Genomic DNA, 14,071 nt, shown 5'->3' with positions numbered 1-14,071 from the left:
GAAAAAGCCCGCTGCCGGGAGGAGGTGGCAGCGGGCTTGATTTCGAATACGGCACGGGAGGAGGTGTACCGTACTCAGCGTCGGCATCACATCTGGGAGGAGGAGACGGCCGACACCCAGGTAAATACGGGTTGCCTAACGATTCGGCAATTGCGAAACCTGCATAGCTGGTGTGCAGAATTGCGGGATCAATCGTCAGACAAATGCTAAAGCGCGTCGCGCTGAAGCGGATTCAGGCGACGCGCTTTTAAGCCTGTGTTTTCATGCATGTCGTTATCGCAAAACCGCTGCACACTTTTGCGCGACATGCATTAAGGCCGCCTTCGTGCGCCCACCCGCTGGTTTATTGCACCGGCACGTTTTCCTTGAAGATCAGCCGCGGCTCGATGAACTTTTTCGTCAGATACGGCGCCGACGACGCGATGGATCCGAGCAGGCGGATCACCGACTGCTCGGCGATCAGCCGCGCATTCTGGTCGATCACGACGTCGGCGAGATCGTCGACGAGATAGCGACGCGTTTCCTTGGTCAGGTCGTGGCAGATGAAGACCGGCTTCTTGCGCGGCTTGACCTCGAGCAAGGCCTTGGCCACGCCGGACCGTCCGGCGCCGACGCAATAGATGCCGAGCAGGTCCGGTTCGTTGTGCAGCGCCTTGATGGTCGCGCGGTAGCTGGCGTCCGGGTCGTCATTGCTTTCGGCGGCGCTTGAGACCGTGAGGTTGGGAAACTCCTCGCTCAGCACCGAACGAAAACCCATCTCGCGCTCCTCGTGGCCACGATAGGAGCGCGAGCCGACCACCATCGCCAGATGTCCTGTACGGCCGCCGAGGAAGCGGCCCATCAGCAGCGCCGCGGTGCGGCCCGCCACCCGGTTGTCGATGCCGACATAGGCCGAGCGGGGTGCCGCCGGGACATCCGAGATCAGCGTGACCAGCCTGATCCCGGCATCGACCAGCTCGCGCAGGATGTTGCGCGTGCGCGGGTGGTCGACGGCGATGACGCCGACACCGTTGGCTTTGAGCGACAGATTCTCCACCGCGCTTTGCAGCGCGCCCGGCGAAATGCCGGCAAGGTTGTGGATGCGGCAGGAGGCGACCAGCGGCAGGCGTGCCGCATAATCCTCGATGTGATGCGCAAGATCGGCCATGAAGCCGTTGGACCCGATCGGCAGGAAGAATTCCAGGTGCGCCGGCTTCGACGGCAGCACGACCTGATCGAGCGTCGGCAGATAGCCGAGCTGCTTGGCCGCCTCCATCACCCGCTGCCGGTTGGCAGCACTTGCCCCTGGCCGGTTGTTGAGCACCCTGTCGACGGTCGCGGTCGACAGGCCGCAGCTTCTGGCGATGTCGGCTACCGTGGCTTTCATGAGTCCAGTCATAGGATGGGAAGCGAGCCCCTGTCAGGACAATTCAACGTCAGGCCAAACCGACGCCGGGCCAAATCGACGCCAGACCGTCAGCCATGCCGCTGCGGACCGTCGGAAATCGCGTCCCGGATCTCCTTGTCCGACATGCCGGTGATGACGCGCTCGACCTCGGCGACCGTAGTCTTTTTCGGATCGATGTCGTCGGCCACCACCTTGCCCCGGCGCATCACCACGATGCGGTCGACCACCTGGAAGACGTGATGGATGTTGTGCGCGATGAAGATGCAGGAGTGCCCGGAATCACGGGCGCTGCGCACGAAGCTCAGCACCCCTTGCGTCTCGGCGACGCCGAGATTGTTGGTCGGTTCATCGAGGATGATGAGATCGCTGTCGAAATGCATGGCGCGCGCGATCGCCACGGCCTGCCGCTCGCCGCCCGACAGCGAGCCGATCGGTGTCGTCGGCGGGATATTCTTGGTGATACCGACCTGCCTGAGCAGGTCGCGCGCCACCGCGTTCATTGCGTCCTGGTCCATGCGGTTCAAGAAGCGCGGCGCCCTGATCGGCTCGCGCCCGAGGAACAGGTTGCGCGCGATCGACAACTGCGTGACGAGGGCCGAGTCCTGGTAGATCGTCTCGATGCCGTGGGCGATGGCGTCGCTGGTGCTGCGCAGCGTGACCTTCTTGCCGCGGATGAAGATGTCGCCGCTGGTCAGCGGCACGGCGCCCGACAGCACCTTGATCAGCGTCGACTTGCCCGCGCCGTTGTCGCCGAGCAGGCCGACGATCTCCTTTTCGTTGACGTGGAAATTGGCGTCCACCAGCGCCTGCACGCGCCCGTAGGACTTGCGGATGTTTTCCATGCGGATCAGCGGTTCGGCCATGGTTCAGGTCCCTGCCTGGTGCCGGCGTTCGAGCCAGGAGTGCAGCGCCATCATGCCGAGGATGATCGCGCCGATGAAGATGTTGTAGGCGAGCCCCGGCACGCCGATCAGCACGATGCCGTTGCGCATGACGCGCAGGATCAAGATGCCGAGCACCGTGCCGATGATGGTGCCGCGCCCGCCGGTCAGCGCCGTGCCGCCGATCACCACCATGGCGATGACCTCGAGCTCGTAGCCGGTGCCGCTGTTGGGGTTGGCCGCGGACGTGCGCAGCGACGAGATGACGCCGGCGAGCGACGCCATCACCGCCGACAGGATGAACAGGCCGACCTTGACGCGGTTGACGTTGACGCCGCGCGCGCGCGCCGCGTTCGGATTGCCGCCGGCGGCCTGGATCCAGTTGCCGGTGCGGCTCTGCGTCAGCACATAGCCGAGCACGATCGCGGCGCCGATGAACCAGAACAGCGAGGCATAGATTCGGAACGGGCCGACATAGAAGTCGCCGACCAGGATATTGGCAAGCCAACTGCCTTCCGCGCTCCAGGTGCGCTGCGGGAAGCCGTCGGTGATGAACAATGCCGTGCCGCGCACGACCAGCAGCATGCCGAGCGTCACCAGAAAGGACGGGATCTTGAGCTGCGTGACGAACCAGCCATTCACCAGCCCGACCAGGGCAGCGACGATCAGCGCGATCAGCAGGCCCATCTCCAGCGAAGTGACGCCGCTGTTGAAGAGCGTCCACATCAGCACCGGCGAGAAGCCAAACAGCGAACCGACCGAGAGGTCGAATTCTCCGGATGTCATCAGCAAGGTCATTGCCAGCGCGATCAGGCCGAGCTCGACTGTGAAGGCCAGGATGTTCGAAATGTTCTGCGGCGACAGGAAGTCGGGATTGATGCCCCAGAAGACGACGAGCTCGACGACGAGCAGCACCAGCGGACCGAATTCCGGCCGCGCGACAAGGCGTTGGACGAAGGAATGGTTTTCCATTGAACCCGCGACGTAAGCGCGGCCGTCCGATGGGGACGGCGCGGGGAGAAGGAAAAACGGTCGCGACAGGGTGTCGCGACCGTTTCGCTTGAGGATTATTTGCCGGACAGGATCTTGTCGTAGACGCCGGCGGTGTCCTTCTCGTAAAGCGCGCCGGTGATGACGTTGAAGCCCGGGGGGATGCCGCTGGCGGCCATGTTGGCCATCGACAGCGCAATATAGCTGGTCGCCTGCGGGTCCTGCCACTGCCCGGCATTGACGTAGCCGTTCAGCACTTCCTGTGTGGTGTCGAGCGAGTTGCCCCAGCCGACGACTGGGATTTCGCCCGGCTTGACGCCGACCTGATCGAACACGCGCTTGATCGAGCCGGTGACGAGATCGCCGAGGCCGATGATCGCCTTCACCTTGCCCTTGTGCGCGGTGAGGTAGTCGACCATGCGGTTGATCGCTTCGGCCTGGTCGAGCGTCGCCTCGGTCACCTCATAGGTGATGCCGGCCGGCTCGAACACGCTCTTGATGCCTTCTTCTTCCTGCACGCCATAGGTGGCGCCGGGGATCTCGACCGGCATCCAGACGAAGTCGCCCTTCTTCACCAGGCCCTTGTCGACCAGATACTGCGCCCAGTGCTTGCCGAAGGTGACGTTGTCGCCGCCCACATAGGCGTTGAAGTTGGCTTTCGGATCGGGCGTGTTGAAGTTGATGATCGGGATGTTGGCCGCGCGGGCTTCCTTGACGATCTCGACCAGGCTGCCCGGATCGGGGCTGGTGGTGGCGATGCCGTCGGCCTTGGCCGCGATCGCGGCGCGCACGGCTTCCTGCTGGGACGCGACGTCGCCATTGTGGAACGAGGTGTTGACCGTGTTGCCCGTGTCCTTGGCCCATTGCTTGGCTCCGGCCAGGAAATAGGTCCAGACCGGATCGGCCGGGCCGCCATGCGAAATCCAGTAGAACGTCTTGGCCTCGGCCATCGCCGGAATGGCGAGTGCCGCGATCAAGCCAAGCACGAGTAGTCTTAGCCGCGAAAGCATTCGATTTCCTCCCATGTTGAAACTCTCCTCCTGGATCAGCGCGATGCGACCTTGGAACCCGCATCTCCTGCCAGCGCCGACCGGAACGTCCAGAGCATTCTCTTTTTCGGGCGGTGGCAAGCCTCCATCGTCAGTGGATGTTGGCACAGGCGCGCACGCCATCACCAATCCCATCAGATTGCATCAGCAACGGTGATATTCGTTGGGCAAGCGGCACTATCGACCATCCGCTGCATGGTGGCCTCCAAGCAAACCGCCCTTCTGGTGCGTCTTCAGAGAAGGCCCGCCTTGGCCAGGTCGCGCATGAGGTGGCTGGCGCCGTAGGTCCAGTGCGGACAGTCCGGCGACAGGCGCACGCGGTTGGTGAGCGCGCCGAGCTTTTCCGACGAGATGGTGACGATGTCGCCGACCTTGTGGGTAAAGCCCTTGCCCTTCTCGCCGCGATCCTTCGACGGCACGAACATGGTGCCGAGATAAAGCGCCAATCCGTCCGGATACTGGTGATGCGGCCCCATCGCGGCCTTGACCAGCTCTTCCGGCGAGCGGCTGATTTCCGCCATCGAGCTCGCGCCCTGCAGCGCGAAGCCGTCCTCGCCCTCGACGCTGAGCCGCACCGTGGCGCGCTTCACATCGGCGATGGAAAACGTCTCGTCGAACAGCCGGATGAAGGGGCCGAGCGAAGCGGAAGCGTTGTTGTCCTTGGCCTTGCCGAGCAACAGCGCCGAGCGCCCCTCGACGTCGCGCAGATTGACGTCGTTGCCGAGCGTGGCGCCGACGATGCGCCCCGAACTGTCGGCGATCATGGCGATCTCCGGTTCCGGATTGTTCCAGGTGGAGACCGGATGCAGGCCGACATCGGCGCCGAAGCCGACCGAAGCCATCGGCTGGCATTTGGTGAAGATCTCGGCGTCCGGGCCGATGCCCACTTCCAGATATTGCGACCAGGCGCCGCGCGAAATCAGCTTGGTCTTGATCTCCATCGCTTCGGGCGAGCCGGGCTTGAGCTTCGACAGGTCGTGGCCGATCAGCCCCGCGATGTCGGCGCGTATGGCGTCGGCTTTTTCGGCCGAACCACGCGCCTGTTCCTCGATGACGCGCTCGAGCAGGCTGACGACGAAGGTGACGCCGGAAGCTTTCACCGCCTGCAGGTCGACGGGCGAGAGCAGGATCGGCTTCTTCGCATCGCGTTTGTCTTCGAGGCTGTTGGCCGCGATCTCGGCGATCGCGCCGATCGCCTTGCCCTTGGCCGAGCGCAGATAGCCGGCCGGATCCTTCAGCTCGCAGACATCGCGCACCGTGGGCGCCGCGCTCGAGGTGATGTCGATGACCTGGCCGTCCCGCACCGTCACCACCAGCGGATGAGTAGCTTCGCTTGTCCTGGCGCGGCCGACGAAGAGGCCGTCGGCGGGCAGGCGGGTCGGATCGGTCATGGTGATGCTTCCTCTCAACTGTCGCGCGGCACTTTCCCCGGATTTGGGTCAAACGTGCATGCCGTTTTGTAACCCGGTTCGTGGGCCAGTTGTCCCTGTCATCAAAAGCGTAGCCGGCTGGCCCATCGAACGCGCTTTCAAATTCGTGAAATGAACAATAGGATTTTCACGAAGCTCCAGCGCCGAGGTAATCTTTGCCCGCAGCCTTTTCCGATCCGATTTGGCAAAAGCCGCAGGCTGCCCCGGCATTTCAATCGGGCTTGTCGGCTGGCGGCACGCTTGACGCGGTCATCGTCGGCGGCGGCATCATGGGACTATCGACGGCGCTGCATGCGGCGCGCGCGGGCCTTTCCATTCAGGTGCTTGACGCCGGCGCGATCGGGCAGGGCGCTTCGGGCCTCAATGGCGGCCAGGTCATTCCAGGCCTCAAATACGATCCGGAATGGCTGCTCAGGCATTTCGGCAAGGAGCGCGGCGAAGCCCTGGTGGAATTCGCCGCCGCGACAGCCGACGCCGTGTTCGATGTGATCCGCGACGAGAAGCTGACCGTGCCGTTCACGCGCAACGGCTGGATCCAGGCGGCCCACACCGAAACCGCGCTGAAGGCGGCGGCGAACCGGGATCGTCAATGGCGCTCGCGCGGCGCCGACGTCGAGTTGCTCGACAAGGCAGGGATCGCGGCGATGACCGGCGCCAGGGGCTATCTCGGCGGCTGGCTCGACTGCCGCGCTGGCGTCATCGATCCGCTGTCCTACACGATGGAATTGGCGCGCGTCGCCTCGGCCGCCGGCGTCAAGATCGCCGAGCAGCAACGGGTGGTGAAACTCGCCAAGGAGGCCGGCGTCTGGCGGGTTTCGACGCAAGGCGGCGCCGAATTGCGCGCCAAGTCGGTCGTGCTCGCCACCAACGCCTATACGGATGGCCTGCTGCCTGGCCTCGCACAGACGATCGTGCCGCTGCATTCCTTCCAGATCGCCACCGCGCTGCTCCCGGCGGACCTTGCAGCCAGCATCCTGCCGGGCGGGCAAGCCGTTTCCGATTCCCGTCGCATCCTCGTCTACTATCGCCGGAGTCCCGATGGCCGGATGGTGCTGGGCGGCCGCGGCCGCATGGCGCTGCCCTCCAGCCCTGCGGACTGGGCGCATTGCGAACGCGCGCTCACCCGCCTCTATCCGGCGCTCGCGGGCGTCGCCATCGAAAAGCGCTGGTTCGGCCGCGTGGCGCTGACACCGGATCATCTGCCGCATCTGCATGAGCCGGAGAAAGGTCTGCTCGCGGTCGTCGGCTGCCAGGGCAGGGGCGTCGGCCTGATGAGCGCGCTGGGCAAGCGCATGGCGGGCTACCTCTCGAGCGGCGATGCCAGGCAATTGCCGTTCCCGCTGTCGCCGATCCGGCCGATCCCGTTCCATGCTTTCCGCCAGGTCGGCGTCGCCGCGGCGATCACCTGGTACCGGATGCTCGACGCGTTCGAGCGCTGACCCCGAACGCGTGCGGCGCACAAGCGATTCAGCTTGACAATTTCAGGAATATGAAAAATCATTTGGTGATTTCAGAATTTCGATGGACAGTTCGATGTCGTCGACCATCGCTGCAACGCGGCCCCTGCCGGAAAACCGCATCTCGCCGGTGTTCCGCTTCGCCATGCTGCTGCCGGGCGGACTGGTCACCTTCTTCCTGATCCTGTTCTCGCTTGGCCTGGTGGTCTTCCTCGCCTTCAGGGGGAATGACGGCTCGCTGCTCGGCGTCGGCCTGACGGCGGAGAATTTCGTCACCGTCGCTACCGATCCGCTCTACTGGACGGTGACGCTGCGCTCGCTGGTCATCGCCGGCCTGGTGACGCTCGCCACCGTCGCTACTGCATATCCGGTCGCCTATTACCTCGCCTTCCACGCCGGCCGGCGGCGCAACCTGCTGCTCTTCCTGGTCACGTTGCCGTTCTGGACCAGCTATCTGCTGCGCGTCTTCGCCTGGAAGATCGTGCTCGCCTATAATGGCGTTCTGAACTCGGCCTTCATCGAGACCGGCCTCTGGTCACAGCCGACGCTTGCCTTCCTCAACACGCCGGCAGCGGTGGTGGTGACGCTCGCCCACGCCTACGCACCTTTCGCCATTCTGCCGATCTATGTGGCGCTGGACACGATCCCGAAATCGCTGCTCGAAGCCGCGTCCGATCTTGGTGCGCGGCCGTTCACCAGCTTCCGCCGCGTCGTGCTGCCGAATTCCATGCCGGGCGTGCTGGCGGCAGCACTCGTCGTCTTCGTGCCGACGGTCGGCGATTATGTCACGCCGGCCATGGTCGGCGGCCCGGCCAGTACCATGATCGGCACGCTGATCCAGTCGCAGTTCGGCAAGGCCAATGACTGGCCGTTCGGGGCGGCCCTCTCGGTCTGCGTCATGCTGGTCATCCTCTGCGTGGTGCTGGTGGCGCGCGGCACCGACCGCAGATTTGGCAGTCGCACATGAGCGCCCGGGCTGACACCAGCAGCGACGGCCGCTGGCTCGGCCTCTATGTACTTGGCTATCTCGTCTTCCTCTATCTGCCGGTGCTGCTGATCCCGCTGTTTTCCTTCAACAACTCCATCCAGGCGGCGTTTCCGCTGCGGGGCTTCACGCTCGAATGGTACCGCACGCTCTACGGCAACCCGGCGCTTTCCGGCGCTTTGGCCAACAGCCTGGTCATCGGCGTCATCGCCGCCTCCGGCGCGACGCTTTGCGGCATCACCGTCTCCTATATAGACCTCTACGGCCGCTCGCCGCTCGCCGCCACGATCAGCGCCATCGCCCGGCTGCCGATCCTCATCCCGGGCGTCATCGTCGGCATTTCGCTGTTGATCCTAGTCAACCTCATCGGCCTTGGCCCGTCGCGCGTTTCCATCGTGCTCGGTCACATCCTCGTCGCGCTGCCGACCACCGTGGTGGTGATGCGCAGCCGCTTCGCCGCCATCCCGAAGACGATCCGCGAAGCGGCGCTCGACCTGGGCGCCTCCGACTGGACGACGTTCCGGCGCGTCATGCTGCCGCTCAGCCTGCCAGCCGTGCTGTCGGCCTTCATGCTCTCCTTCCTGATTTCCTTCGACGAGTTCATCGTCGTCTTTTTCCTCGCCGGCACCGAGCCGACGCTGCCGCTCTACATCTGGAGCCAGCTGCGCTTCCCGCGCTCGCTGCCAACCGTGATGGCGCTCGGCACGGTGATCCTCACTGTCTCCTTCATCATCGCCGGCACCGCCGAAATCCTTCGCCACCGCGGTCTTGGAACTGCGCGCCGCAATCCAGCCTGAACCACAACAAAGAAGAGGAGAACGAAAATGACATTCCACCTGAAATCGATCGCCGGACACAAAGCCCGGGCCGGCCTTGCCGCACTGGCGCTCGCGCTGTCGTCGACGGTCGCTCTTGCCGCCGACAAGCTGCAATATTTCACCTGGTCGGGCTACGAATTGCCCGACTTCAACAAGAGCTTCCTTGCCGCGCATCCCGATGGCGTCGAGGCGACGATCTTCGGCGATGACGACGACGCCTTCACCAAGGTCAAGGCCGGCTTCCGCCCCGACATCGCTCACCCCTGCTACGACAAGGTGGCGCGCTGGAACAAGGAAGGCCTTCTGCAGCCGATCGACACCAAGCGCATCAAGAACTGGGATTCGATCTTCCCGGTGTTCAAGAACTTGCCCGACCTGCAGGCCGGCGACGGCAAGGTCTGGATGGTGCCGTGGGACTGGGGCAACACCTCGATCCTCTACCGCACCGACTTGGTGAAGAACCCCGAGGCGAGCTGGAACCTGCTGTGGGACAAGCAATATGCTGGCCGCATGGCGACCATCGACGCCGTGCACGACACGCCGATCGTTGCGGCTCTTCTGGCCGGCGTGAACCCCTTCGACATGACGCCGGCCCAGATGGACAAGGTGGCCGAAAAGCTGCGCGAGCAGCGGCCGCTGCTGTCGAGCTACACCACCGACATGACCTCGGTCGAGCAGGCTTTGGCGAGCGGCCAGCTGGTCGCCGCCATGACCTGGAATGCCTCGGCCACCTCGCTGAAGAAGCAGGGCGTGCCTGTCGAATTCATGAAGCCGAAGGAAGGCATGCTGACCTGGGCCTGCGGCTTCGTCATGCTCAAGGACGCCAAGAATGTCGATCTCGCCTATGACTTCATCAACAGCCGGCTCGACGCCGACTCCGGCAAGTTCCTGATCCAGTCCTACGGCTATGGCAGCTCGCTCTCGACCGCCTTCGCCGGCGTGTCGAAGGAGGAACTCGATAAGCTGCAACTGCCGGCCGATCCGGACGTGATGCTGAAGAGCACCATCTTCACCGGCCCGATGAAGCAGAATGACGACGTGGCCAAGATGTTTGAAAAGGTGAAGGCAGGGGGCTGAGCGATTAATTGCCGAAGTTTTGCGCTGCCCCTCACCTGCCTGCCGGCATCCTCTCCCCGTATAGTGACGGGGAGAGGGGCGCTGTCGCCGGCGGTTTCGCCAATCACCTCGTCGCAGGACTGGCGTCAGCGTCCGGCAGGATAAGAAACTTAATAATGAGGCCGGCTTGGTCAATTGCCGGCCTAATTGACTGCAACGAGGACCATTGCATGGACATTCTCGACGAAGCGGCGGCAAAGCCGAAAGACGATGCCGACGTCCGCGTCGGCCGGCGCGTCCGGGCGCTCAGACTCGAGCGCAAGCTGTCGCTGGCCGAACTCGCGGCCAAGGCCGGCATCTCCATCGGCGCGCTCAGCCAGATCGAGCGCGGCATGTCCTCGCTGCGCGTCAAGGTGATCTGGCCGCTCGCCGCCGCGCTCGACATCGAACCGTCGGCGCTGATCGCCGACGGCAACGAAGCGGTCAACGACCTCTATTGCGTGCGCGCCGACAAGCGGCGGCAGATCCCGGTGAAATCCGAAGGCATCGCCAAGGCGCTGCTGTCGCCGCCTGCCGCGACGCTCACCGGCATGCTGGTCACGGTCGAGGCCGGCGGCGGCACCGCGGAAGCCTATGCCCATGCCGGCCATGAATTCGGCTTCGTGATGGCGGGCGAGGTCGAGCTGGTGGTGGACGCCACGACCTATGTGCTGAAAGCCGGCGACAGTTTTGCCTTCAAGAGCACGCTGCTGCACGCCTTCCGCAATCCTGGCGCCGAGCGCTGTCAGATCCTGTGGGTCAACACGACAAAACCGTCAGAGGTGCGCGATGGCGCCTGATGCCCCAGAGCAATTCCAGGAAAAATGTGAAGCAGTTTTCCGTCCGGAATTGCGAGAACCATTGGTTCGGCTGCGGAAAGTCTCGAAAGTCTTTCCGGGTGGCGTGGTCGGTCTCGATGCCGTCGATCTGGATATCGCCAGCGGTGAGTTCCTGACCTTGCTCGGTCCATCCGGCTGCGGCAAGACGACGAGCCTGCGCGTCATCGCCGGCTTCGAAAGTCCGACCAGCGGCAATGTCCTGCTCGATGGCCGCGACATCACCGGGCTGCGGCCCTTCGATCGCCCGGTCAACACCGTCTTCCAGGACTATGCCTTGTTCCCGCATATGGACGTCGCGGCCAATGTCGGCTTCGGCCTGTCGCTGCGCAAACTCACCGGCGCCGAGCAGGCAAAGCGGGTCCGCGAGGCGCTCGACATGGTCGGCCTCGCCGACAAGCTGCGTGCCCGTGTGTCCGAGCTTTCCGGCGGCCAGCGCCAACGCGTCGCTTTGGCCCGCGCCATCGTCTGCGAGCCGCGCGTGCTGCTGCTCGACGAGCCGCTGTCGGCGCTCGACGCGCATCTGCGCGAGCAGATGCAGGTCGAATTGAAGCGGCTGCAGTCGCGGCTCGGCACCACCTTCGTCATGGTCACCCACGACCAGACCGAGGCGCTGTCGATCTCGGACCGCATCGTCGTCATGAACAAGGGCCGCATCGAGCAGACTGCTGCGCCGGCGACGCTCTACGATCGGCCGGCGACGCGCTTCGTTGCTTCCTTCATCGGCACGATGAACCTCTTACAGTCGCATTTCGTCGGACGCGACGGCGAGCGCCTGCGCTTCGCCGCAGGTGAGTTGCCGCTGGAGGCTACATCCGACAGCGGCGAGACGCCGGCTGTCGGCGACACGCGCACCATCGGCGTGCGGCCGGAGGATCTTCTGGCTGCCGGTGAAGCCGCCGAGGGAACCGCGCCGGCACGGGTGAGCGGCGTCGTCTTCCATGGCCGCACGCTGCGCCTGCATGCCGAACTGGGTGAGGGGACGGCGATCGTCATCGATGCCCCGCGCCGTGCCGCCGGTTCACAATTCAGCGTCGGCGACGTGGCGCATGTCAGCCTGCGGCGCGGCGCCAACTGTCCCATGCTTTCCAACTGATGCGATAGCGTTGGTTCAAGACGCCTTGGCGAAGAATCCCTGATAATCGGACTTGGCCTGCAGCAGGCGCAGGATGTTCTCGCGCGAGCCGCGCACATGGGAACGGGCGCGCTCGCCGGCCAGCGTGACATCGCCGGCGCAGATCGCGTCGACGATGCCGGCATGTTCCTCGCGGGTGAGCTTCCATTCGTCCAGCCACAGAAGCTCGGTCCAGACATATTGCTGGCATTTGTCGAGGATGCCGCAAAGCATGCCGTGGAGCATCTCGTTGCCGCTGATCTCCGCGATCACCCGGTGCAGGTCGATGCCGACCTGCAACTCCTCGAATTTCTCCCTGGTGCTGCGATCCGGGATCGCCGCCAGCCGTTCGCACTCGGCGAGCATGTCGCGCAGTTTCGCCTTGTCGGCGGCGGTCGCGTTGGCTGCCGCCAGTTCGGTCGCGCGCCCGTCGAGCAGTTCGCGGATGTCGAAAGCCTCGCGGAACATGGTGAGATTGAACTCTGCCACCACATAGCCTTGGCGCGGCCGCCCGATCACCAGCCCGTCGCGCTCCAGCCGGTTGAAGGCCTCGCGCACCGGCGTGCGGCTCACCTTCAGGCGCTCGGCGATCTCATTTTCCGTCACGCGGCCGCCCGGCGGAATTTGGCCGGTGATGATCAACGCCTTCAGCGCCTCGAACACCGAGTCGCGCAGCGTGTTCTTTCTCTCCTTCAAGCGTTCCGTCTCCAACGTTGCGTCACGGATTCGCGAGCTTAGTTCGTTTTAGGGCAGGCTTGAACAGGAGCATTTCGCCGGAGGCATTGCCCCCGCGGAACGGTCGTCCTCTACCGCAACCAAAAAACGCGAAAACCCGAGTTGACATCGGCCTCCGAAAAAATACACTCAAAATTGTATACAAATTCGCATACCAAATCAACGATAACGGGAACACCGGTTGGAGAAGCGAAAATGACGAAGAGACTTTGTATTCACGGCATGGCCGTCGCCGGCCTGCTGGCCATAGTCGCCGTTCCGGCGTCGGCCGCCGACACCATCACCGTCGCCTCGTGGGGCGGCACCTACCAGGAAGCGCAGACCAAGGCCTTCTTCGATCCGACGGCCAAGGAACTCGGCATCACCATCAAGCAGGACACCACCAACGGCCTCGACGACGTGCGCCTGCAGGTCACCGGCAATGCCGTCAAATGGGACATCACCGAGCTTGGCGCCGACGAATGCGCGCGCGGCTCCAAGGAAGGTCTGTTCGAAAAACTCGACTACAACGTCATCGACAAGAGCGGCATCAACCCGAAGCTTGTCCACGACGACTGGGTCGGCATCTCCTACACCTCCGTGGTGCTGATCTATCGCACCGATGTCTTCGGCGACAAAGGCCCGAAGACCTGGGCCGATTTCTGGGACGTCGAAAAATTCCCCGGCCGCCGCGCGCTTTCCGGCAGCCAGTCGACCGAAACGCTGAGTGTTGCGGCACTCGCCAAGGGCATTCCGATCGACAAGGTCTATCCCGTCGACATCGACGGCGCGCTGCAGTCGGTGGACAAGATCCGCGGCCACATCGATGCCTGGTGGACATCCGGCGCGCAGGCCATGCAGCTCGTCAAGGACGGCGAGGTCGACATGGCCAGCATCTGGAACGGCCGCGCCGGCACCTTGAAGAAGGAAGGCGCGCCCGTGAGCTTCTCCTTCGACCAGGGCGTGCTCACCGCCGACTGCATGGTCATCCCGAAGGGCTCGAAGAACAAGGACATCGCGATGAAGGCGCTGGCCAAGTTCGTCAGCCCCGAGTTGCAGGCCAATTTGCCCCTCTATGTCGACAATGGCCCCGCCAACGAGAAGGCCTTCGAGACCGGCAAAATCCCGCCGGAGCGCATCAAGGACATCAATTCCGCGCCCGAGAACGTCAAGAAGCAGGTGCTGCAGGATCCAGCCTTCTGGCGCGACACCCTCGTCGAGGCGACCGAGAAGTTCAACAACCTGATCCAGCAATAGCGATCCTGTTGGAGCGGCGTCGGCGAGACGCCGCTCCGTATCGTTTCGCGAAAAATGA

13 protein-coding genes are annotated in these 14,071 nt (G+C 64.0%); 7 read left to right on the top strand and 6 right to left on the bottom strand.

Annotated elements, in window-relative coordinates:
* Positions 1–343: 343 nt before the first annotated feature.
* The 5 genes from FJW07_RS15880 to FJW07_RS15860 form a co-directional block, all read right to left on the bottom strand.
* Positions 344–1,366: a LacI family DNA-binding transcriptional regulator gene (locus tag FJW07_RS15880; RefSeq protein WP_140657697.1), complete on the bottom strand. Its 1,023-nt coding sequence runs from the start codon at positions 1,364–1,366 to the stop codon at positions 344–346.
* Between the two features lie 89 nt (positions 1,367–1,455).
* A complete protein-coding gene (locus tag FJW07_RS15875; RefSeq protein WP_140645098.1) occupies positions 1,456–2,250 on the bottom strand; it encodes an ATP-binding cassette domain-containing protein in 795 nt (264 codons plus the stop codon).
* Between the two features lie 3 nt (positions 2,251–2,253).
* Positions 2,254–3,240 (bottom strand): ABC transporter permease, encoded by a 987-nt coding sequence (locus FJW07_RS15870; protein ID WP_140705151.1) that lies wholly within the window; start codon positions 3,238–3,240, stop codon positions 2,254–2,256.
* Positions 3,241–3,335: 95 nt separating this feature from the next.
* Positions 3,336–4,268: a substrate-binding domain-containing protein gene (locus tag FJW07_RS15865; protein WP_140657693.1), complete on the bottom strand. Its 933-nt coding sequence runs from the start codon at positions 4,266–4,268 to the stop codon at positions 3,336–3,338.
* A gap of 272 nt (positions 4,269–4,540) precedes the next feature.
* Complete coding sequence (locus FJW07_RS15860) at positions 4,541–5,698, bottom strand: fumarylacetoacetate hydrolase family protein (RefSeq protein ID WP_140857442.1); 1,158 nt, start codon at positions 5,696–5,698, stop codon at positions 4,541–4,543.
* A 194-nt stretch (positions 5,699–5,892) separates the two neighbouring features.
* On the opposite strand from FJW07_RS15860, the gene FJW07_RS15855 reads away from it, so the two are divergent.
* The 6 genes from FJW07_RS15855 (at position 5,893) to FJW07_RS15830 (ending at position 12,024) form a co-directional block, all read left to right on the top strand.
* Positions 5,893–7,176: an FAD-dependent oxidoreductase gene (locus tag FJW07_RS15855; RefSeq protein WP_140857440.1), complete on the top strand. Its 1,284-nt coding sequence runs from the start codon at positions 5,893–5,895 to the stop codon at positions 7,174–7,176.
* A 94-nt stretch (positions 7,177–7,270) separates the two neighbouring features.
* Positions 7,271–8,161, top strand: a complete 891-nt coding sequence (locus FJW07_RS15850) for an ABC transporter permease (RefSeq protein ID WP_140857438.1) — start codon at positions 7,271–7,273, stop codon at positions 8,159–8,161.
* Entirely contained in the window at positions 8,158–8,976 is an 819-nt protein-coding gene (locus FJW07_RS15845; RefSeq protein WP_140857436.1) for an ABC transporter permease, read from the top strand. Before FJW07_RS15850 ends, FJW07_RS15845 begins: the two co-directional genes overlap by 4 nt.
* Before the next feature lie 27 nt (positions 8,977–9,003).
* Positions 9,004–10,074, top strand: a complete 1,071-nt coding sequence (locus FJW07_RS15840; protein WP_140857434.1) for an ABC transporter substrate-binding protein — start codon at positions 9,004–9,006, stop codon at positions 10,072–10,074.
* Positions 10,075–10,283: 209 nt separating this feature from the next.
* Positions 10,284–10,892 (top strand): cupin domain-containing protein, encoded by a 609-nt coding sequence (locus FJW07_RS15835; RefSeq protein ID WP_140857432.1) that lies wholly within the window; start codon positions 10,284–10,286, stop codon positions 10,890–10,892.
* Positions 10,893–10,953: 61 nt separating this feature from the next.
* Positions 10,954–12,024 carry an ABC transporter ATP-binding protein gene (locus FJW07_RS15830; protein WP_246680769.1) on the top strand — a complete coding sequence of 357 codons (1,071 nt, stop codon included), beginning with the start codon at positions 10,954–10,956 and terminating at the stop codon, positions 12,022–12,024.
* A 15-nt stretch (positions 12,025–12,039) separates the two neighbouring features.
* Here FJW07_RS15830 and FJW07_RS15825 read toward each other — a convergent pair whose 3' ends face one another.
* Positions 12,040–12,738 carry a GntR family transcriptional regulator gene (locus FJW07_RS15825; RefSeq protein WP_181167006.1) on the bottom strand — a complete coding sequence of 233 codons (699 nt, stop codon included), beginning with the start codon at positions 12,736–12,738 and terminating at the stop codon, positions 12,040–12,042.
* Between the two features lie 234 nt (positions 12,739–12,972).
* Here FJW07_RS15825 and FJW07_RS15820 point away from each other — a divergent pair, with 234 nt between their 5' ends.
* Positions 12,973–14,013, top strand: coding sequence for an ABC transporter substrate-binding protein (locus FJW07_RS15820; protein WP_140785323.1), 1,041 nt, complete (start codon positions 12,973–12,975; stop codon positions 14,011–14,013).
* Positions 14,014–14,071 lie beyond the last annotated feature (58 nt).

The organism is Mesorhizobium sp. B3-1-9, from assembly GCF_006439595.1.
Taxonomy (GTDB): domain Bacteria; phylum Pseudomonadota; class Alphaproteobacteria; order Rhizobiales; family Rhizobiaceae; genus Mesorhizobium.
The sequence above is the reverse complement of the archived record's forward strand: the minus strand, read 5'-3'. Positions and strand labels throughout refer to the sequence as shown.

Coding starts and splice junctions, on each gene's coding strand:
- FJW07_RS15860 (WP_140857442.1), bottom strand. CDS start 5,698: ATGACCGATCCGACCCGCCTGCCCGCCGACGGCCTCTTCGTCGGCCGC.
- FJW07_RS15845 (WP_140857436.1), top strand. CDS start 8,158: ATGAGCGCCCGGGCTGACACCAGCAGCGACGGCCGCTGGCTCGGCCTC.
- FJW07_RS15835 (WP_140857432.1), top strand. CDS start 10,284: ATGGACATTCTCGACGAAGCGGCGGCAAAGCCGAAAGACGATGCCGAC.
- FJW07_RS15875 (WP_140645098.1), bottom strand. CDS start 2,250: ATGGCCGAACCGCTGATCCGCATGGAAAACATCCGCAAGTCCTACGGG.
- FJW07_RS15840 (WP_140857434.1), top strand. CDS start 9,004: ATGACATTCCACCTGAAATCGATCGCCGGACACAAAGCCCGGGCCGGC.
- FJW07_RS15865 (WP_140657693.1), bottom strand. CDS start 4,268: ATGCTTTCGCGGCTAAGACTACTCGTGCTTGGCTTGATCGCGGCACTC.
- FJW07_RS15870 (WP_140705151.1), bottom strand. CDS start 3,240: ATGGAAAACCATTCCTTCGTCCAACGCCTTGTCGCGCGGCCGGAATTC.
- FJW07_RS15820 (WP_140785323.1), top strand. CDS start 12,973: ATGACGAAGAGACTTTGTATTCACGGCATGGCCGTCGCCGGCCTGCTG.
- FJW07_RS15850 (WP_140857438.1), top strand. CDS start 7,271: ATGTCGTCGACCATCGCTGCAACGCGGCCCCTGCCGGAAAACCGCATC.
- FJW07_RS15880 (WP_140657697.1), bottom strand. CDS start 1,366: ATGAAAGCCACGGTAGCCGACATCGCCAGAAGCTGCGGCCTGTCGACC.